The following is a 24143-nucleotide window of genomic DNA, read 5'->3' as shown; positions in this document are numbered from 1 at the left end:
GGTCAGTCCTCCTGGTGGGAACGGGCGGTGTCGCCGGTGACCTCGGCGAGGCGGGCGGCCACGATCGGTCCGATCTGGGCCAGCGAGCCCGGCTGGGTCATCCGGTCGTGGCGGGTGGTGATGTCGTGCGAGTCGATCCGACCGGTGACGTACGGGCGCCAGGTGCCGGCGCCGGCCGAGTCCTCGGTGCGGTCGATCGTGGAGTTGAACAGCAGCAGGTCCCCCTCGAACCGGCCGGGGGCGTGGGCGACCGCCAGCTCGGCATTGTTGATCATGATCCGGACGACGGCCTCGATGCGCCGTTCGTCCAGGTGCGCCAGGGCGCTGCCCCGACGGCGGAGGATCTCGGCGACCTCGGCGTAGGACAGCGGCCCCTCGCCCAGTTCGGCGGGGTCGCAGTCGAGGATGCCGACGAGCACGTCCCGCTCGGTGGGCACGGCGGAGTCGTCGAGCACCACGTCCTTGACCGGGTAGGCGTCGAGGGTCGCCAGCAGTTCGGTGCGCTCGCCGCGGGCCTGGAGCTCGCAGGCGATCGCGTGGGCGATCAGCCCGCCGGCGGACCAGCCGAGCAGCCGGTAGGGGCCGTCGGCCTGGACCTTGCGGATCTGGTCGGCGTAGTCGGCCGCCATCTCCTCGTACGACGTCGGCAGGGCCTCGGCGTGCGCGAGACCGCGTGCCTGGATCGCGTACACCGGGTACTCCGGGCCGATGTGGTTCAGCAGGCCGGAGTAGGACCAGCTGATGCCGCCGCCGGGGTGGATGCAGAACAGCGGCGGGCGGGTGCCGGTGGACCGCAGGGGCAGCACCACGTCGAAGGCGTCCTCGGCGTCGTCCATGGCCAGCCGGCTGGTCAGACCGGCCACGGTGGGGGCCTCGAACAGGGTGCGCAGGCCCACCGGGACGCCCAGCGTCTCGCGGATGCGCGAGACCAGGCGGGCGGCCAGCAGCGAGTGCCCCCCGAGGTCGAAGAAGCTGTCGTCGAGGTGGACCTGCTCCCGGCCGAGGATCTCGGCGAACAGGGCGCACAGCAGCTGCTCCTGCGGGGTGCGCGGGCCGCGGCCGGCGCCCGTCGCCTCGGACTCGGGTGCAGGCAGCGCGGCCCGGTCCAGCTTGCCGTTGGCGGTCAGCGGCAGCGCGTCGAGGGTGACGAAGGCCGACGGCACCATGTACTCGGGCAGTTCGCGGCCGAGCCGGCGGGCGAGGCCGTCCGGCGCGGGCGCGCCCTCGGCGGCGGGCACCAGGTAGGCGACCAGGCGCTTGTCGCCCGGCCGGTCCTCGCGGGCGACGACGGCCGCCTGGGCCACGCCCGGGCAGGCGGCGAGGAGGGCCTCGACCTCGCCGGGCTCGATCCGGAACCCGCGCAGCTTGACCTGCTCATCGGCGCGGCCGACGAACTCCAGGACGCCGCCGGGCAGCCACCGGACGAGGTCCCCGGTGCGGTACATGCGCTCCCCCCGCTCGAACGGGCAGGCGACGAAGCGCTCGGCGGTCAGGCCCGGCCGGCCCGGGTAGCCCCGGGCCACGCCCGCCCCGGCGAGGTACAGCTCGCCCTCCACGCCCACCGGCACCGCGCGCAGCCCGGCGTCGAGCACGTACGCCCGCATGTTCGCCATGGGTCGGCCGATCGGCACGCTCGCGGCGGCTTCGGGCAGCGCGCGGACCCGGTGGTGGGCCGCGAAGGTGGTGGCCTCGGTCGGGCCGTAGCCGTTGACCACGGCGGTGTGCGGGCAGGCCGCCAGCACCCGGGAGACGGCCGACGGCGGCACCACGTCGCCACCGGTCCACACCTCGCGGACCGTGGCGAGCAGGTGCGGCCGCTCCTCGGCCACCAGCCGGAACAGGCCGGCCGTCAGCCACAGTCCGGTCACCCCGTGCTCGGCGACCGCTCCCGCGAGCAGGTCGAGGTCGAGCCGGCCGGGCGGTACGACGACGATCGTGCCGCCGCCGAGCAGCGGCGCCCAGAGCTCGTACGTCGCGGCGTCGAAGGCCGTGGGCGAGTGCAGCAGCACCCGGTCGTGGCCGCCCTCGCGCCAGCACGGGGCGAGGGCGAGCGCCGCCACGTCGCGCTGGGTGACACCGACGCCCTTCGGCCGGCCGGTCGAACCGGAGGTGTACATCACGTAGGCCAACTGCCGGGGATCGCAAGGGATCTGCGGGTCGGATCCGTCGGGCTCGGCCTGGCTCAGCGCGGTCAGCACGTCCTCGGTGAGCACCAGGGCCGCGCCGGTCTCCCGGAGGATCAGGTCGATCCGGGAGGACGGGAACCGCGGATCGAGCGGGACGTACGCGCCGCCGGCCTTGACGATCGCCAGGATCGCGACGACGAGGTCCGCCGAGCGCTCCAGCAGCACCGCGACCGGGGTCTCCGGCCGCACGCCCTGGCCGATCAGGGCCCGGGCCAGGCGGTTGGCCCGCCCGTCGAGCTCCCGGTAGGTCAGCTCGGCGCCGTCCGCGACGACCGCGACCGCGTCCGGCGTGGCCCGTGCTCGGCGGGCGAACAGCTCCGGCAGGGCGGCCCTGGGCAGTTCGGCCTCGGGCAGTTCAGCGCCGGGCAGTTCGGCGTCGGTCCGGTTGAACTCGACCAGCAGTTCGCGGCGTTCCTCGCCGGACAGCAGGTCGAGCCGGCCGATCGGCTGGTCCGGCTCGGCGGCGGCCGCGCGCAGCAGCCGCACCCAGCGGGCGAACAGCAGCTCCACGGTGGCCGGGTCGAACAGGTCGGTCGCGTACTCGACCGCGCCGAGCACGCCCGCCGGGCTGCCGTCCGGGCCGTACTGCTCGGCCAGGCTGACGGTCAGGTCGACGCGGGCGGTGCCGGTGGGGGCCTCCAGGTGGGCGGTCTCCAGGCCCGGCAGGGTGAACTCCCCGGCCGGTGCGTTCTGCAGGCCGAGCATGACCTGGAACAGCGGGTGGTGGGCCAGCGAGCGGGTCGGGTTGACGGCCTCGACCAGGTACTCGAACGGCACGTCCTGGTGGGCGTAGGCGGCCAGCGCCTTCTGCCGCACCCGGCCGACGAGTTCGGCGAAGCCCGGGTCGCCGCCGGTGTCGGTGCGCAGCACCAGCGTGTTGACGAAGAAGCCGACGAGGTCGTCCAGCGCCTGGTCGGTGCGCCCGGCGATGGGGCTGCCGATCGGGATGTCGGTGCCGGCGCCGAGCCGGGTGAGCAGGGCGGCGAGGCCGGCCTGGAGCACCATGAACATGCTGGCGCCGTGCGCGGTGGCGAGGCCTCGCAGGTCCTGGTGCAGGTCCTCGTCGAGCCGGACCTCGATCCGGCCGCCGCGCTGGGAGGCCTCGGCCGGCCGGGGCCGGTCCGCGGGCAGTCGCACCTGGTCCGGCAGGCCCGCCAGCTCCTCCTTCCAGTAGCCGAGCTGCCGGGTGAACAGGCTGCCCCGGTCGGCGGCCTCGCCGAGCAGGTCGCGCTGCCACAGGGTGTAGTCGGCGTACTGGACCGACAGCGGGGACCACTGCGGTGCCCCGCCCTGGCAGCGGGCCGCGTAGGCGGTGGCCAGGTCCCGGGAGAGCGGGCCCATCGACCAGCCGTCGGCGGCGATGTGGTGCACCACGACCAGCAGGACGTGCCGCCCGGGGGCGAGCGCGTACAGCTCCGCCCGGATCGGCGGCTCGGCGGCCAGGTCGAAGCCGCGCCGGGCCGCCTCGGCGAGCCGCTCGGCCAGCCGGCTCTCGTCGAGCTCGACCACCGGGAGCGGCGGGTGCGCCTCGTCCGCGCCCAGCACCTGCTGGTGGGGCGCCCCGTCCGTCTCCCGCAGGACGGTGCGCAGGCTCTCGTGCCGGGCGACCACGTCCGCCAGCGCTGCCGCCAGCGCCTCCCGGTCGAGGTCGCCGGTCAGCCGCAGGGCGAGCGGCATGTTGTAGGTGGCGCTCGGCCCGTCCATGCGGTGCAGGAACCACAGGCGGCGCTGGGCGAAGGACAGCGGGAGCCGCTCGGGGCGCGGGCGGGCGGTCAGCGCGGGCCGCTCGGTGACGGACCCGTCGAGGCGGCCCGCCAGGGCGGCCACGGTCGGGTGCTCGAACAGCGTCCGGATCTCCAGTTCGGCGCCGAGGACGGCCCGGACCCGGGAGGCCAGGCGGGTCGCCAGCAGCGAGTGGCCGCCGAGGTCGAAGAAGCTGTCCTCGACGCCGACGTGGGGCAGGCCGAGCACGTCGGCGAAGAGTTCGGCGAGGAGCTGCTCCTGCGGGGTGCGCGGTGCCCGGCCGCCGGCGGCCGCCCCGAGGTCGGGGGCGGGCAGCGCGCGGCGGTCGAGCTTGCCGTTGGCGGTCAGCGGCAGCGCGTCCAGCACGACGAACGCCGACGGCACCAGGTAGTCGGGCAGCCGGGCGCCCAGCCAGCTCCGGAGTTCGGCGGCCAGGGCCGGGGCACCGCGCTTTCCGGCCGGGCGGTTGGTGAGCGCGGACAGCGCCGCGCCCGTGCCCCGGGTGGGTCGGTACGCCTCGGCCGGGGCGTCGCCGGGTGCGCCGTCGGGTGCGCCGCCTGGTGCGCCGCCGAAGAGCACGTCCAGGGCGTCCGGGCCGGTGGCCGACCAGGTGACGGACACCCGGCGGCCGAGCGCGTCCCCGAGGGCGTGGAAGTCCTCAGGATCGGGCGCCGCGTCCTCCTGCGGGGCGCGCAGCCGCTCCAGCAGCGGCCCGAGCGGGAGGTCCTCCTCCTGCACGGCCCGGGCCAGGGCCGCCTCGCGGACCACGCGGCGGTTGGGTGCCCCGGTGATCCGGACCGGCCGGCCGTCGTGCCGCCCGAGGAGCTCGCACAGCTCCGGCAGAGCGGTCACGTCCCGGCCCCAGCGGAGTTCGACCGGCTCGTCGCCCTGCGCCGGGGTGGCGGGCTGCTTGCGCAGGGTGACGTCGTAGCGGTAGCGGGTCAGCTCGTTGTGGTGGCGGCCCCGCTTGACCTCCACCGTCACCGCGCCGACGTCCGCACCGACGTCCGCACCGTGCTCCCGCAGGGCGGTGAAGAAGTCCGGGTCGACCAGGAGTTCCTTCTCCACCAGCAGGGACTGCTCCACCGCGCGCCGCACGGCGGGCAGGTCGGCGCCGTCGGCGGCCCGGTGCAGTTGGACGGCGGTGGCCAGCGGGCGCAGCAGTCGCAGGTTGCGGATGTCGCCGAGGAAGAGCGCGCCGCCGGGGGCGAGCAGTCGCATCAGCTTTTCGATCACGTCGGTGAGGTAGTCGGCGGACGGGAAGTACTGCACGACCGAGTTGATGACGATGGTGTCGAAGTGCCCGGCGGGCAGGCCGTCGGTGTCGTGCGCCGGGCGGGTGTGCAGCACGACGCGTCCGGCCAGCTGCTCCTGCCGGGCGACCTGGGCGGCCAGCGCGTCGATCGCGGTGGCGGAGAAGTCGGTCGCCCAGTAGGTCTCGCAGTGCGGTGCGACCTGCGAGAGGAGCAGGCCGGTGCCGACGCCGACCTCCAGCACGCGGCGGGGGTGCAGGGCCAGGATGCGGGCCACGGTGGCGTCGCGCCATTCCCGCATCTGCTCGGCGGGGATCGGGCTGGCGTCGTAACTGCTGTTCCAGCCGACGAAGTTCTGGCCGAAGGCGGTTTCCTCGGGGGTGATGGGCAGGGCGTCGTAGATGTCCTGCCACTCGCCCACGTGGTCGGCTTCCAGGGCGCTGTCGCGGGCCTCCGTCTGGTGGGGGACGACGTAGCCGATGAGGCGGTCGTCCTGGGCGAGGACGGCGGCCCGGGCGACGGCGGGGTGCTCGGCCAGGGCCGTCTCGATCTCGCCGGGCTCGACCCGGAAGCCGCGCACCTTCACCTGGTCGTCGGCGCGGCCGACGTACTCCAACTGCCCTCCCCCAGCGCCCCCAGCCTGGCGGCCGGGAGGTGCCCCCACCGGCCGGGGGGACCCCCATGCCCGCCAGCGCACCACGTCCCCGGTGCGGTACATCCGGGCGCCGTCCGCCTCGAACGGGCAGGCGACAAAGCGACCCGCCGTCAGGGACGGCCGGTTCAGGTAGCCGCGCGCCAGACCCGCGCCCGCGACGTACAGCTCGCCGGGCACGCCGGGCGGCACCGGCCGCAGCCGCTCGTCCAGCACGTACACCCGCGCGTTGGCGATCGGCCGCCCGATCGGCGGCACGCCCGCCCCCGGGGACAGCGGGTCGCTCATCGTCGCGCACACCGTCGTCTCCGTCGGGCCGTACGCGTTGACCATCCGGCGCCCCGGGGCCCAGCGCGCCACCAGCTCCGGCGGGCAGGCCTCGCCCGCCACCACCAGGGTCGACACCGTCACCGCGCCCTCCGGCAGGGCCGCCAGGACGGACGGGGGCACGGTCGCGTGGGTGACCGCGAGGCCCGGGTCGGTCAGCGCGGCGACCGGCTCCGCCGCCGGGGGCAGCACCAGGGCCGCGCCGCGCAGCAGGGCGGTGAAGATCTCCGACACCGAGGCGTCGAAGCTGGGCGAGGCGAACTGGAGCACCCGGCTGTCGGGTTCGATCGCGAACCGCTCGATCTGGGCAGCGACCAGACTGGCCACGCCGCCGTGGGCGACCACGACGCCCTTGGGACGGCCGGTCGAACCCGAGGTGTAGATCACGTAGGCCGGGTGCCGGACGTCGAGGGCCACCTCCGGATCGGTCTCCGGCCAAGTGGACGCCTCGCACCCCTCGGACGCCTCGGCGACCAGCGCCGGATCGTCGACCACCAGCGCCGGGCGGGCGTCCTCCAGCATGTACGCGATCCGCGCCGCCGGGTACGACGGGTCCACCGGCAGGTACGCGGCACCGGCCTTCAGGACACCCAGGACCGCCACCACCGACTCCACCGAACGCGGCAGCGCCACCGCCACCAGCTGCTCCGGAGCGACCCCACGGGCGATCAGCGCATGCGCGAACCGGTTCGCCCGGGAGTTCAACTCCCGGTACGTCAGCTCGGCACCACCGGACACCAGGGCGAGCGCGTCCGGCGTCGCCGCGACCTGCGCCGCGAACGCCTCCGGCACCGGCACGGCGGCCACCTCGCGGGCGGTCGCGTTGCCCCGCTCCAGCAGCCGGCTCCGCTCGTCGGAGTCGAGGAGGTCGATCCCCCCGATCGACCGGTCCGGATCGGCGGTGACGGCCTCCAGCAGGAGCGTCCAGCGCCGCACGAGGACCTCGACCGTCGAGCGGTCGAACAGGTCGGTGGCGTACTCCGCCGCGCCGACGATCCCGTCCGAGCTGCCGTCGGGGCCGAACCGCTCGCTCAGGTTGAAGCCGAGGTCGAACTTGGCCGTCCCGGTCGGCACGGCGAAGGCGGACACCTGGAGGCCGGGCAGCGCGAACTCTCCCATCGGCGCGTTCTGCACGGCGAGGATCGTCTGGAACAGCGGGTGGTGCGCGAGCGAGCGGGACGGGTTCAGCACCTCCACCAAGTGCTCGAACGGCACGTCCTGGTGCGCGTACGCCGACAGCGCCGTCTCCCGCACCCGCCCCAGCAGTTCGCCGAAGCTCGGATCACCGCTCGTGTCGGTGCGCAGCACCAGCGTGTTCACGAAGAACCCGACCAACTCGTCCAGCGCCTCGTCGGTCCGCCCCGCGATCGGACTCCCGATCGGGATGTCCGTCCCCGCACCCAGCCGCGTGTACAGCGCCGCCAGGCCCGCCTGCAGCACCATGAACAGACTGCTCCCGGACCGCCGGGCCAACTCGGCCAGCCCCGCGTGCAGTTCGGGGGTCAGCTCAAGGCCGAAGACGGCGCCCCGGTAGCCGGCGACGGCCGGCCGGGGCCGGTCGGCGGGCAGCGGGATCCGCTCCGGAAGGCTTTCCAACTGCTCGGTCCAGTAGCGGAGTTGTCCGGCGAACCGGCTGTCCGGGTCCTCCGGGTCGCCGAGCAGCTCGCGCTGCCAGAGCGTGTAGTCGGCGTACTGCACCGGCAGGGCCTCGCGGTCCGCCGCGCGGCCCTGGCACCGGGCGGCGTAGGCCTCGGCGAGGTCGCGGGCGAGCGGGCCGGTGGACCAGCCGTCACCGGCAATGTGGTGCATGACCAGCAGCAGCACGTGCTCGTCCGGCGCGAGCGCGAACAGCTCGGCGCGCAGCGGCGGTTCCGCCGCGAGGTCGAACGGGAGCCGCGCCGCGTGGGCGAGCCGTTGCGGCAGCTCGTCCTCCACGGCCTCGGTCACCCGCACCCGGGGCCGGGCCGCCCCGGGGTCGAGGACCCGCTGGCACGGCACGGCGTCGAGCTCCGGGAAGACCGTCCGCAGGCTCTCGTGCCGGGCGACGACCTCGGCCAGCGCGTCCTCCAACGCCTTGCGGTCCAGCGTTCCGGTCAGCCGCAGTGCCAGCGGGATGTGGTAGGCCGCGGCGGCTCCGTCCATCCGGTGCAGGAACCACAGGCGGCGCTGCGCGAACGACAGCGGTACCGTCTGCGGCCGCTCGTACGGCGCCAGTGCGGGCCGGGCCCGGTCGGCCTCGGTGAGCCGTGCCGCCAGGCCGGCCACCGTCGGCGCCTCGAAGAGCGAGCGCAGCCCGACCTCGGCCCCCAGGGCCGAACGGATCCGGGAGACCAGTCGGGTGGCCAGCAGCGAGTGCCCGCCCAGGTCGAAGAAGTCGTCGTCGACACCGACCTGGCCCCGGCCCAGCACCTCCGCGAACAGCTCGCACAGGATCTGCTCCTGCGGCGTCCGCGCGACCCGGCCGACCCCGGCCGCGCCCGCCTCCGGCACAGGGACAGGCGCCGGCAGCGCCGCCCGGTCCAACTTCCCGTTCGGCGTCAACGGCAGCGCCGCCAACACCACGAACACCGACGGCACCAGGTAGTCCGGCAGCCGCTCCCGCAGGTACGCCGCCAGGGCCGCCGGGCGAGCGTCGGCGCCGGGGCGCGGGGCCACGTAGCCGACGAGCCGGTCGCCGTCGGCGAGGACGGCGGCCCGGGCGACGGCGGGGTGCGCGGTCAGGGCCGCCTCGATCTCGCCGGGCTCGACCCGGAAGCCGCGCACCTTCACCTGCTGGTCCGCCCGGCCGACGTACTCCAGCTCACCGTCACTGCGCCGGCGCACCACGTCCCCGGTGCGGTACATCCGGCCGCCCGCCTCGAACGGGCAGGCGACGAAGCGCCCCGCCGTCAGGGACGGCCGGTTCAGGTAGCCGCGCGCCAGCCCCGGCCCCGCGACGTACAACTCCCCCGCGACGCCCGGCGGCACCAGGCGCAGCCGCTCGTCCAGCACGTACACCCGGAAGCCCGCGACCGGCCGGCCGATCGGCGGCACGCCGGAGCCCGCCGCCAGCGGGGCGCTCATCGTCGCGCACACCGTCGTCTCCGTCGGGCCGTACGCGTTGACCATCCGGCGCCCCGGCGCCCAGCGCGCCACCAGCTCCGGCGGGCACGCCTCGCCCGCCACCACCAGGGTGCCGGCCGTGACATCGGTGCTGTCCAGCGCGGCCAGGGCCGAGGGCGGCAGAGTCACATGGGTGACGTCGAGCCGGCGGCCCGTCAGGGCCTCCAGCGGGGCCCCGGACGGGGCGAGCACGAGGGTGGCGCCGGTCAGCAGGGCGCTGCACAGGTCCCAGAACGACGCGTCGAAGCTGGGCGAGGCGAACTGGAGGACGCGGCTGCCCGGCGACACGCCGAGCCGCTCGACCTGCGCCGCCACCAGGCCCGACACCCCGCCGTGGCTCACCACGACGCCCTTGGGACGGCCGGTCGAACCCGAGGTGTAGATCACGTACGCCGGGTGCCGGACGTCGAGCGCGACCACCGGATCCATATCCGGCCGGTCTCCGTCGCCCACCTCGCGCACCTCGGCGACCAGCGCCGGATCGTCGACCACCAGTACCGGGCGGGCGTCCTCCAGCATGTACGAGATCCGCGCCGCCGGGTACGCCGGATCCACCGGCAGATACGCGGCACCGGCCTTCAGGACACCCAGCACAGCCACCACCGACTCCACCGAACGCGGCAACGCCACCGCCACGACCTGCTCAGGCCCGACCCCACGGGCGATCAGCGCATGCGCGAACCGGACGGCCCAGACATCAAGTTGACGATACGTCAGCTCCACTGTCCCGTCGGTCAGCGCGGGCGCGTCCGGCGTCGCCGCCACCTGCGCCGCGAACGCCTCCGGCAGGCTCACGCCGGCCACCCCGGGCTCGGCGGCGGGCAGGAGTTCCCCGCGCTCCCGCTCGTCCAGCAGGTCGATCGCACCGATCGGCCGGTCCGGATCGGCGGCGATCGCCGCCAGCAGCCTGGTCCAGCGGGCGACCAGGGCCTCGACCGTCCCCCGGTCGAAGAGGTCGGTGCTGTACTCGACCGCACCGGTCAGCCCGGCCGGCGTGCCGTCGGGCCCGCGGTTCTCCGCGAGGCCGAAGGTCAGGTCGACCCGCGAGGTCCCGGTCGGCACCGGCACCCCGGAGACCGTCAGCTCGGGCAGCTCGAAGTCGCCCATCGGCGCGTTCTGCAGGGCCAGTACGGTCTGGAAGAGCGGGTGGAGCGACATCGACCGCGCCGGGTTCAGCGCCTCCACCAGGTGCTCGAACGGCACGTCCTGGTGCGCGAAGGCCGACAGCGTCGTCTCCCGCACCCGGCCCAGCAGTTCGAGGAAGCTCGGGTCCCCGCTCGTGTCGGTGCGCAGCACCAGCGCGTTGACGAAGAACCCGACCAGGTCGTCCAGCGCCTCGTCGGTGCGCCCCGCGATCGGGCTGCCGATCGGGATGTCCGTCCCCGCGCCCAGCCGCGTGTACAGCGCCGCCAGGCCCGCCTGGAGCACCATGAACAGACTGCTCCCGGACCGCCGGGCCAACTCGGCCAGCCCCGCGTGCAGTTCGGCGGGCAGCCGGATGTCCAGCAGGTCGCCGCCGTAGGTCATGACCGCCGGCCTGGGCCGGTCGACGGGCAGCGCGAGCTGCTCGGGAAGCCCGGCGAGCGCTTGGCTCCAGTAGCCGACCTGGCGGGCGAACGCGCTGTCCGCGTCGGACTCCTCGCCGAGGATCTCGTGCTGCCACACGGTGTAGTCCGCGTAGCTCACCGGCAGCGGTGCCCAGCCCGGGGCGTCGCCGCGCCGGCGGGCGGTGTACGCGGTCGCGAGGTCGCGGGAGAGCGGGCTCATCGACCAGCCGTCGCCGGCGATGTGGTGCAGGACGACGAGCAGGACGTGCTCGTCGGGGGCGAGCGTGAACAGCTGCGCCCGGACGGGCAGGTCCGCCGTCAGGTCGAAGGCGCGCACCGCCGCCTCGCTCAGCAGCCCCGGCAGCTCCGACTCGCCGGCCCGGCGCACCGGGATCCGGATGGTGGCCTCCGCGGCGCTCAGCACGCGCTGGCGCGGGACGCCCTCGGTGTGCGGGAACACCGTGCGCAGGCTCTCGTGCCGCGCCACCACGTCCGTCAGCGCCGCTCCCAGCGCCTCCTGGTCGAGGTCGCCGGTCAGCCGCAGTGCCAGCGGCATGTGGTAGGTCGCGCTGGGCGCCCCGAACTGGTGCAGGAACCACAGGCGGCGCTGTGCGAAGGACAGCGGCAGCGGTTCCCGGCGCGGCCGGGGCACCAGCGCCTGCCGTGCGGTGGCGGCGTCGTGCAGGCCGGCCGCGAGCCCGGCCGGTGTCGGTGTCCGGAACAGGCGGCGCAGCTCCAGTTCGACCCCGAGGGTCGCCCGGACCCGGGAGACCAGTCGGGTGGCCAGCAGCGAGTGCCCGCCCAGGTCGAAGAAGTCGTCGTCGACACCGACCTGCGCCCGGCCCAGCACCTCCGCGAACAGCTCGCACAGGATCTGCTCCTGCGGCGTCCGCGCCGCCCGACCAACCCCGACGACGCCCGCATCCGGCGCCGGCAGCGCCGCCCGGTCCAACTTCCCGTTCGGCGTCAACGGCAGCGCCGCCAACACCACGAACACCGACGGCACCAGGTAGTCGGGCAGCCGCTCGCGCAGGTACGACGCCAGCACCGGCACCGTGGTCCCGCTCTCGGCCGCGGGTACGACGTAGGCGACGATCCTGGTGTCGCCCGGCCGGTCCTCGCGGGCGAGCACCGCGACCTGGGCCACGCCGGGGTGGGCGGCCAGCTCCGCCTCGATCTCGCCGGGCTCGACCCGGAAGCCGCGCACCTTCACCTGGTGGTCCGCCCGGCCGGCGAACTCCAGCTCCCTGTCGGCGCGCCAGCGCACCAGGTCCCCGGTGCGGTACATCCGGCTGCCCGCCGGCCCGAACGGGTCGGCGACGAAGCGCCCGGCCGTCAGGCCCGGCCGGTTCAGGTAGCCGCGGGCCAGCCCGGCCCCGGCCAGGTACAGCTCGCCCGTGACGCCGGGGGCGACCGGACGCAGGGCCGCGTCCAGCACGTACGCCCGGCTGTTGGCGATCGGGCGGCCGATCGGCACCGGCAGCGGGCAGTCGGCGGGGTCGGCCGGCAGCGGGAAAGCGGTGATCACGTGGGTCTCGGCCGGGCCGTAGTGGTTGTGCAGCACCCGGCCGGGCCCGCGGGCCTGGAGGCGCCGCAGGCCGCCGCCCAGGCGCATCGGCTCGCCGGCCTGCGCGATCAGCCGCAGGTCCGGCAGGTCCCGCCCGTGTTCCTCGGCCGCCTCCGCCAGTGCCTCGATCACCAGGTTGGGGGCGAAGAGCTCCGCCACCCGGTGCTGTTCCAGCCACCGGGCGAGGAGTTCGGCACTGCGGCGCTGCTCGTCGGTCGGCACCACCAGGGTCTTGCCGAACAGCAGCGCGGAGAGCACCTCCTGCACCGAGACGTCGAAGCTGAGCGCGGTGAACTGCGCGGTGCGCGTGCCCGTCCCGCCGCCGACGGCGCGGTGGTGCCAGTGCAGCAGGTTCGTCAGGGCGCCGGAGGGCATCACCACGCCCTTGGGCCGGCCGGTCGAGCCGGACGTGTAGATGACGTACGCCGGGTGCCGGGCGTCCGGTGCGACCAGCGGGTCGGTGTCCGGGTACGTCCCGGGCGCGTCGACGGCCGCGAGGTCGTCGAGCACCACGGCCGGCCGGGCGTCCTCCACCATGTACGCGATCCGGGCGGCCGGGTAGTCCGGGTCGACCGGCAGGTACGCGGCGCCGGTCTTGAGCACCGCGAGGACGGCCACCACCAGCTGTACCGAGCGCGGCAGGCACAGGGCGACGAGCTGCTCCGGCCCCACCCCGCGCCCGATGAGCGCGTGGGCCAGCCGGTTGGCGCGGGCGTTCAGCTCCCGGTAGGTGAGCACGGTGTCCTCGAACACCACCGCCTCGGCCTCCGGGGTGGCCCTGGCCTGCGCCTCGAACAGCGCGGCCGGGCCGGTGCCGGGGTACGGGCACCCGGTGTCGTTGCGCCCGGCCAGCAGTTCGTGCCGCTCCTCGGCGGTGAGGACGTCGATCCGGCTCAGCGGCCGGTCCGGCTCGGCCGCCGCCGCCGCGAGCAGCCGCAGCCAGCGGGCGAGCAGGGCCTCCACCGTGGCCCGGTCGAACAGGTCGGTGGCGTACTCGACGTGGCCGATGATGCCCTCCGGCGCCCCGCCGGTGCCGCCGCGCTCCAGCAGGTGGAAGGAGAGGTCGAACATCGCGGTGGGCGACTGCAACAGCACGAGCTCGGTGGCCAGGCCGGGCAGCTCGAAGGCGGAGCGCGGCGCGTTCTGCAGCGCGAGCAGCACCTGGAACAGCGGCTGACGGGCCGACGACCGGACCGGGTTGAGGGCCTCGACCAGGTGGTCGAACGGCAGCTCCTGATGGGCGTACGCGGCCAGCGCGGTGTCCCGGACGCGGCCGAGCAGCTCGGCGAAGGTCGGGTCCCCGCTCGTGTCGGTGCGCAGCACCAGCGTGTTGACGAAGAACCCGACCAGCTCGTCCAGCGCCTGGTCCGTCCGGCCCGCGATCAGGCTCCCGACCGGGATGTCCTCGCCCGCGCCCAGCTTGCCGAGCAGGGCCGAGAACCCCGCCTGGAGCACCATGAACACGCTCGCGCCGCGCTCACGGCCCAGGCGGACCAGCGCCTCGTGCAGTTCGGCGTCCAGCTCGACGGGGAGGTGTCCGCCCCGGCTGGAGACGGTGGTGGGGCGGGGCCGGTCGGCGGGCAGCCGGATCTGCTCCGGCAGGCCGGCCAGCTGCCCGGTCCAGTAGTCCGCCTGCCGGGCGAACAGGCTCTCCGGGTCGGTGCGGTCCCCGAGCAGCCGGTCGTGCCACAGGGTGTAGTCGGCGTACTGCACCGGCAGGTCCGCCCAGGCCGGTTCCTCGCCGCGCAGCCGCGCCGCGTACGCGGTGGACAGGTCGGCGGACACCAGGCCCAGCGACCAGGCGTCGCCCGCGATGTGGTGGATCACCACCAGCAGCACGTACGCGTCCGCCGCCAGTTCGAACAGCTCGGCGCGCACGGGCGCTTCGGCCGCCAGGTCGAATCCGCGGCCCACGGCCTCGGTCAGGGCCTGGGGCAGGCCCGCCTCGTCGGTCAAGGTGACGGACAGGCGCGGCCGGGCCGTCTCGGCGTCCAGGACCTGCTGGTACGGCACGCCGTCGATCTGGGGGAAGGCCGTGCGCAGGCTCTCGTGGCGGGCGACGACGTCCCCGAGCGCGGCCCGCAGCGCGTCCTGGTCCAGGTCGCCGGTCAGGCGCCAGGCCAGCGGGATGTGGTACATCGCGCTGGCGCCCTCCAGTTGGTCGACGAACCACAGCCGCCGCTGCGCGTACGACAGCGGCACGCGGTCGGGCCGCTCCGCGCGGCCCAGGGCGAGCCGTGCCCGGTCGGCCCCGCCCAGGCCGGCGGCCAGCCCGGCCACCGTCGGGGTCTCGAACAGGCTGCGCAGCTCCAGCTCCACGCCCAGGGTCGCGCGGACGCGGGCCACCAGCCGGGTGGCGAGCAGGGAGTGCCCGCCGAGGGCGAAGAAGTCGTCGTCGGCGCCGACCTGGGACACCCCCAGCACCTCCGCGAACAGTCCGGCGAGGACGTGTTCCTGCGGGGTGTGCGGAGCCCGGCCGGCCGGGGCGCCGGTGGTGTCGGGCTCGGGCAGGGCGCGCCGGTCGAGCTTGCCGTTGCCGGTCAGCGGCAGCGCGTCGAGGGCGACGTACGCGGCCGGCACCATGTGGTCCGGCAGCCGCTCGCGCAGGTGGGCGCGGAGCTCGTCCGGCTCGACGGCCGCCCCGGCCACGGGCACCAGGTAGGCGACCAGCCGGGTGTCGTCGGCGCGGTCCTGCCGGGCGATCACCGCGACCTGGCGGATCTGCGGGTGCTGGGCCAGGGCCGCCTCGATCTCGCCGAGCTCGATCCGGAAGCCGCGCACCTTCACCTGGTCGTCCGCCCGGCCCGCGTACTCCAGTACGCCTGCGCGTCGGCGCACGAGGTCGCCGCTGCGGTACATCCGGCTGCCCGCCGGCCCGTACGGGTCTGCGACGAAGCGCCCGGCGGTCAGGCCCGGCCGGTTCAGGTAGCCGCGCGCCAGCCCGGCGCCGGCCACGTACAGCTCGCCGACGACCCCGGGGGGCACCGGCTGGAGGTACGCGTCGAGCACGTGGGCGCGCAGGTCGGGGATCGCGGTGCCGATGACGCTCGCCGGGCCGGCGGAGTGCGCGCCGTCCAGTTCCGCGTAGGTGACGTGCACGGTGGTCTCGGTGATGCCGTACATGTTGACCAGCCGCGGCACACCCGCCGGGTGGCGCTCGAACCAGGGCGCCAGCCGGGCGGGCTCCAGGGCCTCGCCACCGAACACCACTGTACGCAGGGCGAGTTCGCACGGGTGCTCGGCGTCGGCCTGCATCAGCTGGTAGAAGGCGGACGGCGTCTGGTTGAGCACCGTCACCCGCTCCCGGGCGAGGAGCTCCAGGAACCGCTCCGGTGCGCGGGTGACGTCGAACGGCACCACGACCAGTCGGCCGCCGTGCAGCAGCGGCCCCCAGATCTCCCACACCGAGAAGTCGAAGGCGTAGGAGTGGAAGAGCGTCCAGACGTCCTCGGCGGAGAAGTCGAACCAGTGCCGGGTGGCGTCGAACAGCCGCACCACGTTGCGGTGCGGGACCACCACGCCCTTGGGCTTCCCGGTGGACCCGGAGGTGTAGATGACGTAGGCGGCGCTGTCGGGTGCGACGGCGACCGCGGGGTCCGTGTCCGGCAGCCCGTCCAGGTCGGCGGTGTCCAGCAGGAGCCGGTCGACCCCGTCCGCGCCCGGCAGGGCGCCGCTGCGACGGTCCGTCAGGAGCAGCGCGGGCCGGGCGTCGTCGAGCAGGTGGGCGATCCGGGCGGCCGGGTAGTCCGGGTCGACCGGCAGGTACGCGGCGCCGGCCTTGAGCACGGCGAGGACGGCCACCACCAGCTCGGCCGAGCGCGGCAGCGCCAGCGCCACCAGTTGCTCCGGCCCCACACCCCGCTCGATCAGCGCGTGCGCGAGCCGGTTGGCCCGGGCGTTCAGCTCGCCGTACGTCAGCGCGGACTCGCCGCACACCACCGCGACCGCGTCCGGCCGCTCCCGCGCCTGGGCCTCGAACAGCGCGGACAGCCCGGTGGTCTCGGCCGTCGTCGCGGGGACCGGTCCCGCCGGCAGCAGTGCGTGCCGCTCCTCGGCGGAGAGCAGGTCGAGCCGGCTGAGCCGTCGCCGGGGGTCGGCGACCGCCGCCGTGAGCAGGCGCACCCAGCGCGCGATCACCGTCTCGACGGTCGCCCGGTCGTACAGGTCGCAGGCGTACTCGACGAATCCGTCGATCCCCTCGGGGGCGCCGTCCTCGGAATGCCGTTCGGACATCGAGAAGATCAGGTCGAGCTTGGAGGTGGTCGTGGTCAGTTTGACCTCGCCGGTCTCCAGCCCGGGCGGGGCGAAGTCGGCCCTCGGGGCGTTCTGGAGCACCAGCATGACCTGGAACAGCGGGTGGTGGGACAGCGACCGGGCCGGGTTGAGGGCCTCGACCAGGTACTCGAACGGCAGCTCCTGGTGGGCGTAGCCGGCCAGCGCGGTGTCCCGGACCCGGCCGAGCAGCTCGGCGAAGGTCGGGTCCCCGCTCGTGTCGGTGCGCAGCACCAGCGTGTTGACGAAGAACCCGACCAGCTCGTCCAGCGCCTGGTCCGTCCGGCCCGCGATCAGACTGCCGACCGGGATGTCCTCTCCCGCACCCAGCTTGCTCAGCAGGGCCGAGAGCCCTGCCTGGAGCACCATGAAGAGGCTGGTGCCGTGCGCGCGGGCGAGCTCGCGCAGGCCCTGGTGCAGCTGCGCGTCCAGTCCGGTGCGCACGAAGTCGCCCCGGTGCGAGGCCAGCGCGGGGCGGGGCCGGTCGGTGGGCAGCTGGAGCTGCTCCGGCAGGCCGGCCAGCTGCCCGGTCCAGTAGTCCGCCTGCCGGGCGAACAGGCTGTCCCGGTCGGCGGCGTCGCCCAGCAGCTCGTGCTGCCACAGCGTGTAGTCGGCGTACTGGACGGCCAGCGCCTCCCAGGACGGCTCCTCGCCCCGGCGGCGCGCCGCGTAGGCGGCGGTCAGGTTCTGCGCCAGCGGGCCGAGCGACCAGCCGTCGCCCGCGATGTGGTGGACCACCAGCAGCAGGACGTGCTCGTCCGGCGCCAGTTCGAACAGTTCGGTGTGCAGCGGCAGGTCCGTGCCCAGGTCGAACCGGCAGGCCAGCGCCGTGGCCAGGGCCGCGTCCAGCTCCGCTTCGGTGGTGCGGCGCAGGTGCAGCCGGGGGCGGGCCGCCACGACGTCCAGCACCTGCTGGTGCGGCACGCCGTCCACGGCCGGGAAGAGCGTGCGCAGGCTCTCGTGCCGGGCCACCACGTCCGCCAGCGCCGCCGTGAGCGCCTCGCGGTCGAGCGGTCCGGTCAGCCGCCAGGCCAGCGGGATGTTGTAGTTGGCGCTGGCGCCCTCCAGCTGGTGCAGGAACCACAGCCGGCGCTGGGCGAACGACAGCGGGGTCTTCTCCGGGCGCGGGTAGGGCGCCAGGGCCAGCTGGGCGCGGCGGGCGCCGGCGAGGGCGGCGGCCAGCGCGGCCGGGGTCGGGGACTCGAACAGGGTGCGTAGCTCCAGCTCGACCCCGAGGGTCGCGCGGACCCGGGCGGCCAGCCGGGTGGCGAGCAGCGAGTGCCCGCCGAGGTCGAAGAAGCTGTCCTCGACGCCGGCCTCGGCCACCCCGAGGACCTCGGCGAACAGCTCGCAGAGGATCTGCTCCTGCGGGGTGCGCGGCGCGCGGCCGGCTCCCGTTCCCGACGAGACGAGTTCCGGTGCGGGCAGCGCCCGGCGGTCGAGTTTCCCGTTGGTGGTCAGCGGCAGCGCGTCCAGCTCGACGAACGCCGAGGGCACCATGTACTCGGGCAGCCGCTCGCGCAGGTACGCGCGCAGCTCGGCCGAGCGCGGGGCCGCGTCGGCCGCGGGCACCAGGTACCCGACCAGCCGGGTGTCGTCGGCGCGGTCCTGCCGGGCGAGGACGGCGGCCTGGGCGACGCCGGGGTGTGCGGCCAGCGCCGCCTCGATCTCGCCGAGCTCGATCCGGAAGCCGCGGACCTTCACCTGCTGGTCGGCCCGGCCGACGAAGCTCAGGCTTCCGTCCGTGGCCCTGCGCACCACGTCGCCGCTGCGGTACATCCGGCTGCCCGCCGGCCCGTACGGGTCGGCGACGAAGCGCCCGGCGGTCAGGCCGGGCCGGTTCAGGTAGCCGCGCGCCAGACCGGCGCCCGCCACGTACAGCTCGCCGGCCACGCCCGGGGCCACCGGCCGCAGGTGGGGGTCCAGCACGTAGGCGCGCAGGTCGGGGATGGCGACGCCGACCACGCTGGCCGCCCCCGCGGTCGCGGCCGAGCGGTCGAGCGCGGCGTAAGTGACGTGCACGGTGGTCTCGGTGATGCCGTACATGTTGACCAGCCGCGGCGCGTCGTCCGGGTGCCGTTCGTACCAGGCCGCCAGGCGGGCGGGCTCCAGGGCCTCGCCGCCGAACACCACCGTGCGCAGGGCGAGTTCGCGCGGGTGCTCGGCGTCGGCCTGCATCAGCTGGTAGAAGGCGGACGGCGTCTGGTTGAGCACCGTCACCCGCTCGCGGGCGAGGAGCTCCAGGAACCGGCCGGGCGAGCGGCTGGTCTCGTGGTCCACGACCACCAGCCGGCCGCCGTACAGCAGCGGGCCCCACAGTTCCCAGACCGAGAAGTCGAAGGCGTAGGAGTGGAAGAGCGTCCAGACGTCCTCGGCGGAGAAGTCGAACAGCGCCCGCGTGGTGCCGAACAGCCGCACCACGTTGCGGTGCGGGACCACCACGCCCTTGGGCTTCCCGGTGGAGCCCGAGGTGTAGATGACGTACGCCGGGTGACCGGGATCGACGGCGACGGCGGGGTCCGTGTCCGGCAGGCCGTCCAGGTCGGCGGTGTCCAGCAGGAGCCGGTCCACGGACTCCGCGCCGGGCAGGTCGCCGATCTGACGAGTCGTCAGCAGCAGTGCGGGGCGCGCATCCTGGAGCAGGTAGGAGATCCGGGCCGCCGGGTACTGCGGGTCCACCGGCAGGTACGCGGCGCCGGCCTTGAGGACGGCCAGGACGGCGACCACCAGCTCGGCCGAGCGCGGCAGCGCCAGGGCGACGAGCTGCTCCGGCCCCACGCCCCGGCCGATCAGCGCGTGCGCGAGCCGGTTGGCCCGGGCGTTCAGCTCGCCGTACGTCAGCGCGGCCTCGCCGCACACCACCGCGACCGCCGCCGGGTCGGCCCGTACCCGCTCCTCGACGAGCGCGGTGATGGTGCTCTGCGGAGTGTCGTCCTCGGCACCCGCCGCGGACGGCAGCAGTTCGCGCAGCTCGTCCGGCGACAGCACGTCGATCCGGCCGATCCGGCGGCCCGGGTCGGCGGCCACGGCCCGCAGCAGGCGCAGCCAGCGCTCGACGAGGTCCGCCGCGGTGGCCGTGTCGAAGAGGTCGGTGCTGTACTCCAGCACGCCCGACAGGCCGTCCTCGCCGGGCTGTTCGGTCAGGATGAAGGTCAGGTCGCACTTGGCCGTACCGGTGTGCACCAGATCGGTCGTCACCCGCAGCCCCGGCAGGTCGAAGGTGCCTGTGGGCGCGTTCTGCAGGGCGAGCATGGTCTGGAAGAGCGGGTGGTGGGCGAGCGACCTGGTCGGGTTCACCGCCTCCACCAGCTGCTCGAACGGCAGGTCCTGGTGGGCGTACGCGGCCAGCGCGCCGGCCCGGACCCGGCCCAGCAGTTCGGTGAAGGTCGGGTCGCCGGTCAGGTCGGTGCGCAGCACCAGCGTGTTGACGAAGAAGCCGACCAGCTCGTCCACGGCCTCGTCGGTGCGCCCGGCGATCGGCGTGCCGATCGGTACGTCGGTGCCGGCGCCGAGCTTGCCGAGCAGGGCGGCCAGCCCGGCCTGGAGCACCATGAACAGGCTGGCGCCGCCGCCCCGGGCGAGCTCGCGCAGGCCCTGGTGCAGTTCGGCGTCGAGCCGGACCGGCAGTTGCGCTCCCCGGAAGGACATCGCGGCCGGCCTGGGCCGGTCGAAGGGCAGCTCGGTCTGTTCCGGCAGCCCCGCGAGCCGCTGCGACCAGGAGGCGAGCTGCCGGCTCTGGAGGCTGTCCGGGTCGCTCTCCGCGCCGAGCAGCTCCCGCTGCCACAGGGTGTAGTCGGCGTACTGGACGGGCAGTCGGGCCCACTCGGGCTTCCCGCCCGCCGCCCGTGCGGCGTACGCGGCGGTCAGGTCCCGCGCCAGCGGGCCCATCGACCAGCCGTCGCCCGCGATGTGGTGCACCACCAGCAGCAGCGCGTGCTCGTCCGCGCCCAGCTCGAACAGCTCGGTGCGCAGCGGGGGCTGGGCCGCCAGGTCGAAGCCGTGCCGGGCCGCCTCCGCCAGCCGCTGCGGCAGGTCGCCCGCGGCGACCGCGGTGACGCGCAGCCGGGGCCGGGCGGCGTCGGGGTCCAGCACCCGCTGGCACGGCTCGCCGTCGACCACCGGGAAGACGGTGCGCAGGCTCTCGTGCCGCTCGACGACGTCGGCCAGTGCGGCTTCCAGGGCCCGCCGGTCGAGGTGCCCGGACAGGCGCAGGGCCAGCGGCACGTTGTAGGTGGCGCCGGGCCCCTCCATGCTGTGCAGGAACCACAGTCGGCGCTGCGCGAAGGACAGCGGCACCGTGGCGGGCCGCTCGCGTCGTGACAGCGCGGGCCGCGCCCGGCCGGCCCGGTCCACGGCCGCCGCCAGGCCCGCGACGGTCGGCGCGTCGAACAGGTCGGCCAGGGCCAGCTCCACGCCGAGCACCGAGCGGGCCCGGGCGATCAGCCGGGTGGCCAGCAGCGAGTGCCCGCCGAGGTCGAAGAAGCTGTCGTCCGCCCCGACCCCGGACACGCCGAGGACGTCGGCGAAGAGGCCGGCGAGCACCTGCTCGGCCGCGCTGCGCGGGGCCCGTCCGGCGGTGACCGGCGCCGGGCCGGGGGCCGGGAGCGCCTGGCGGTCGAGCTTGCCGGTGGGCGTCAGCGGGAGCCCGTCCAGCAGCACGAACGCGCCGGGCACCAGGTGCTCCGGCAGCCGTTCGCGCAGGTGGGCGCGGAGCCCGTCCGGCTCGACCCGCTCCCCGGCGGTCGGGACGACGTAGGCGACCAGCCGGGGCTCGTCGTCGGTCCGGGCCACCACGGCGCTCCGCGCGACCCGGGGGTGGGTGGCGAGCGCGGCCTCGATCTCGCCCGGCTCGATCCGGAAGCCCCGGATCTTCACCTGGTCGTCCGCCCGACCGAGGAACTCCAGGTGGGCGTCCGCGCCCCACCGCACCCGGTCGCCGGTGCGGTACATGCGGGCGCCGGCCGGTCCGTACGGGTCGGCGACGAACCGCCCGGCGGTCAGGCCGGGCCGGTCGAGGTAGCCGCGGGCGAGGCCCGCACCGGCGATGTACAGCTCGCCCGGCACCCCGGCGGGCACCGGCCGCAGCGCGGTGTCCAGCACGTACAGCCGGGCGCCCGCGACGGGGCGACCGATCACCGGGCGCGGGCTCGACGCCGCCGGCGCGACGGCCGCGTCGACGGTGCACTCGGACGGCCCGTAGAAGTTGAAGCAGGCCACGCCGTCGGCGTCCCGCAGCTGCGCCCACAGCTGGTCGGGGACGGCCTCGCCGCCCGCCACGAGCACCGCCGGGCGGTGTTCCGCGTTGCCCAGCAGGCCGTGCGAGAGCAGGAGGTGCAGGTAGGACGGGGTGGCGTTGACGAAGTCGATCCGGTGCCGCACGGCGTAGTCGACGAAGGCGTCCGGGTCCGCCCAGGTGTCCAGGCCGGGGATGTGCAGCTGGTGTCCGGCGAAGAGGCCGAAGAGCTGGTCCCAGGAGGCGTCGAACGCCGCCGAGGTGGTCAGGGCCACCCGGGCACCGTCCCCGAGCAGCGGCTGGAACAGCTCCCGCCACTGGTGGACGAAGAGGTGCGCCAGGGCGCCGTGTGTCGACGCCACGCCCTTGGGCCGCCCGGTGGAGCCGGAGGTGTAGACGAGCTGGGCGGGGTGGCGCGGGTCGACGGCCACCGCGGGTTCCGCCGCCGGGCCGTCGGCGAGCCGGGCGGCGGTGGCCGGGTCGTCGAGCACCAGCCGCTCGGCGGGGCCGGATCCGGGCAGCCGGCCGGCGGTGCGGGCGTCGGTCACCAGCAGCACCGGCCGGGCGTCGTCGAGCAGGTACGCGATCCGGGCGGCCGGGTGCTCGGGATCCACCGGGAGGTAGGCCGCCCCGGTCTTCAGCACGGCCAGGATCGCCACCACCAGCGCGGCCGAGCGCGGCAGGGCCAGCGCCACCGACCGCTCGGGCCCGGCGCCCCGGGCGATCAGGGCGTGCGCCAGGCGGTTGGCGCGGGCGTCGAGTTCGGCGTACGTCAGCGTTTCCTCGCCGGAGACCACCGCGACGGCGCCCGGCGTCTCGCGCACCCGGGCCCGGAAGTGCTCGGGCAGCAGGGCCGCGGGGGCTTCCGTCGTGATGCCGGTGTCGGAACCGGAACCATTGCCGGTGCCGAGGGCCAGCAGTTCGCGCTGCTCGTCGGCCCCGATCAGGCCGATGCGGCCGAGCGGCTGCTGCGGGTCGCAGTCCGCGAGGGTGTCCAGCAGGGCGAGCAACCGCCGCTGGTGGGCGATGAGTTCGGCCTCCGTGCACATCTGCGCGTAGGCCCCGAGCTCGATCCTCGGACCGTACTCGTCGCGCCCGCCCACGGCCCAGACCGCCAAGTCGTCGGCGGAGGTACCCAGGGGCGCGTACACCGTGGCAGGCCGCCCGGCGAAGCTCGGTTCGGAGTCGAAGGACATGATGTTGACGACCAGTGGGAACGCCGTCTCGATCGTGCCGGCCTGCCCGAGGTCCCGGAGCAGGTCCTCGCTGCGGTACCGCTGGTGCGCCAGCGCGGCGGCGACTTCCCGGTCCACCTGCTCGACCAGTTCCGACCAGGGCAGGTCCGGCCGCACCGACAGGCGCAGTGGCACGAGGTTCGACACCGCGCCGGGCGTCGCCGCCAGCACCGGGTCGCCCACCCGGCCGGTGACGGGGAGGCCGAGCAGCACGTCCCGGGCCCCGGTGAGCCGGTGCGCGTAGAGCGCCGTCGCCGCGAGCACGACGCGGGACCAGCGGACGCCCGTCCGCTGTGCCGCGTCGCGCAGCGCCTCGGGGCGCAGCGGTCCGGCCGGCGGGGTGCGCCGGAACGGGGCGGACGGGCCGCCCGGCCGGCGCTCCGACAGCCGGGTCGGCGCCGGCCGGTCGGCGAACCGTCCGGTCCAGTAGGCACGGTCGGCGAGGTACTGCTCCGAGTCGCGGTAGGCCTCGTCGCTGGCGACCAGGTCGCCCAGCGAGCCGAACGGGGACGGCGGCACCTGCCGCCCCTCGGCGAGCGCCGTGTACACCTGCGCCACCCGCCGGCCCACGACGGCGTACCCGAACCCGTCCATCACCAGGTGGTGGTAGCTCTGGTAGAAGACGCACCGGTCCGGCGCCAGCGTGATCAGCGCGTAGCGGAACAGCGGGTCACGGGCGAGGTCCAGCGGCCGGCGCCGGTCCCGGTCCATCCACTCCCGGGCCGCCGCGAGCGGCGCGGCCTCCCCACTGACGTCGACCTGCGCGGGCTGCCACCGCGTGTGCGTGTGGACGACCTGGTGCGGGCCCTCGGCGCCGTCGACGAAGCGCACGTGCAGGGCGTCGACCTCGTCGACGACGCGGCGCAGCGCGGTCGCGAACAGGTCCGGGTCGACCGGGCCGTGGATCTCCAGGTAATCGCCGATGCGGTAGGCCGGAATCGCCGTGCGGGCCCGTTGTTCGGCCAGCCAGATCTCGCGCTGGGCCGCTGTCAGGGGAAGGGTGTCGCCGTCGCGACGGGACATGGG

General features: G+C 75.3%; 1 protein-coding gene. It reads right to left on the bottom strand.

What is annotated here, in order from left to right; translation table 11 throughout:
* Positions 1-2: 2 nt before the first annotated feature.
* Positions 3-24140: a non-ribosomal peptide synthase/polyketide synthase gene (locus ACFWPI_RS32020; RefSeq protein ID WP_380425200.1), complete on the bottom strand. Its 24138-nt coding sequence runs from the start codon at positions 24138-24140 to the stop codon at positions 3-5.
* Positions 24141-24143: the final 3 nt, after the last annotated feature.

It is taken from the genome of Kitasatospora sp. NPDC058492 (assembly GCF_042720685.1).
Classification (GTDB): domain Bacteria; phylum Actinomycetota; class Actinomycetes; order Streptomycetales; family Streptomycetaceae; genus Kitasatospora.
Note: the sequence above shows the minus strand (reverse complement) of the source record. Positions and strands in the feature narration are given on the sequence as shown.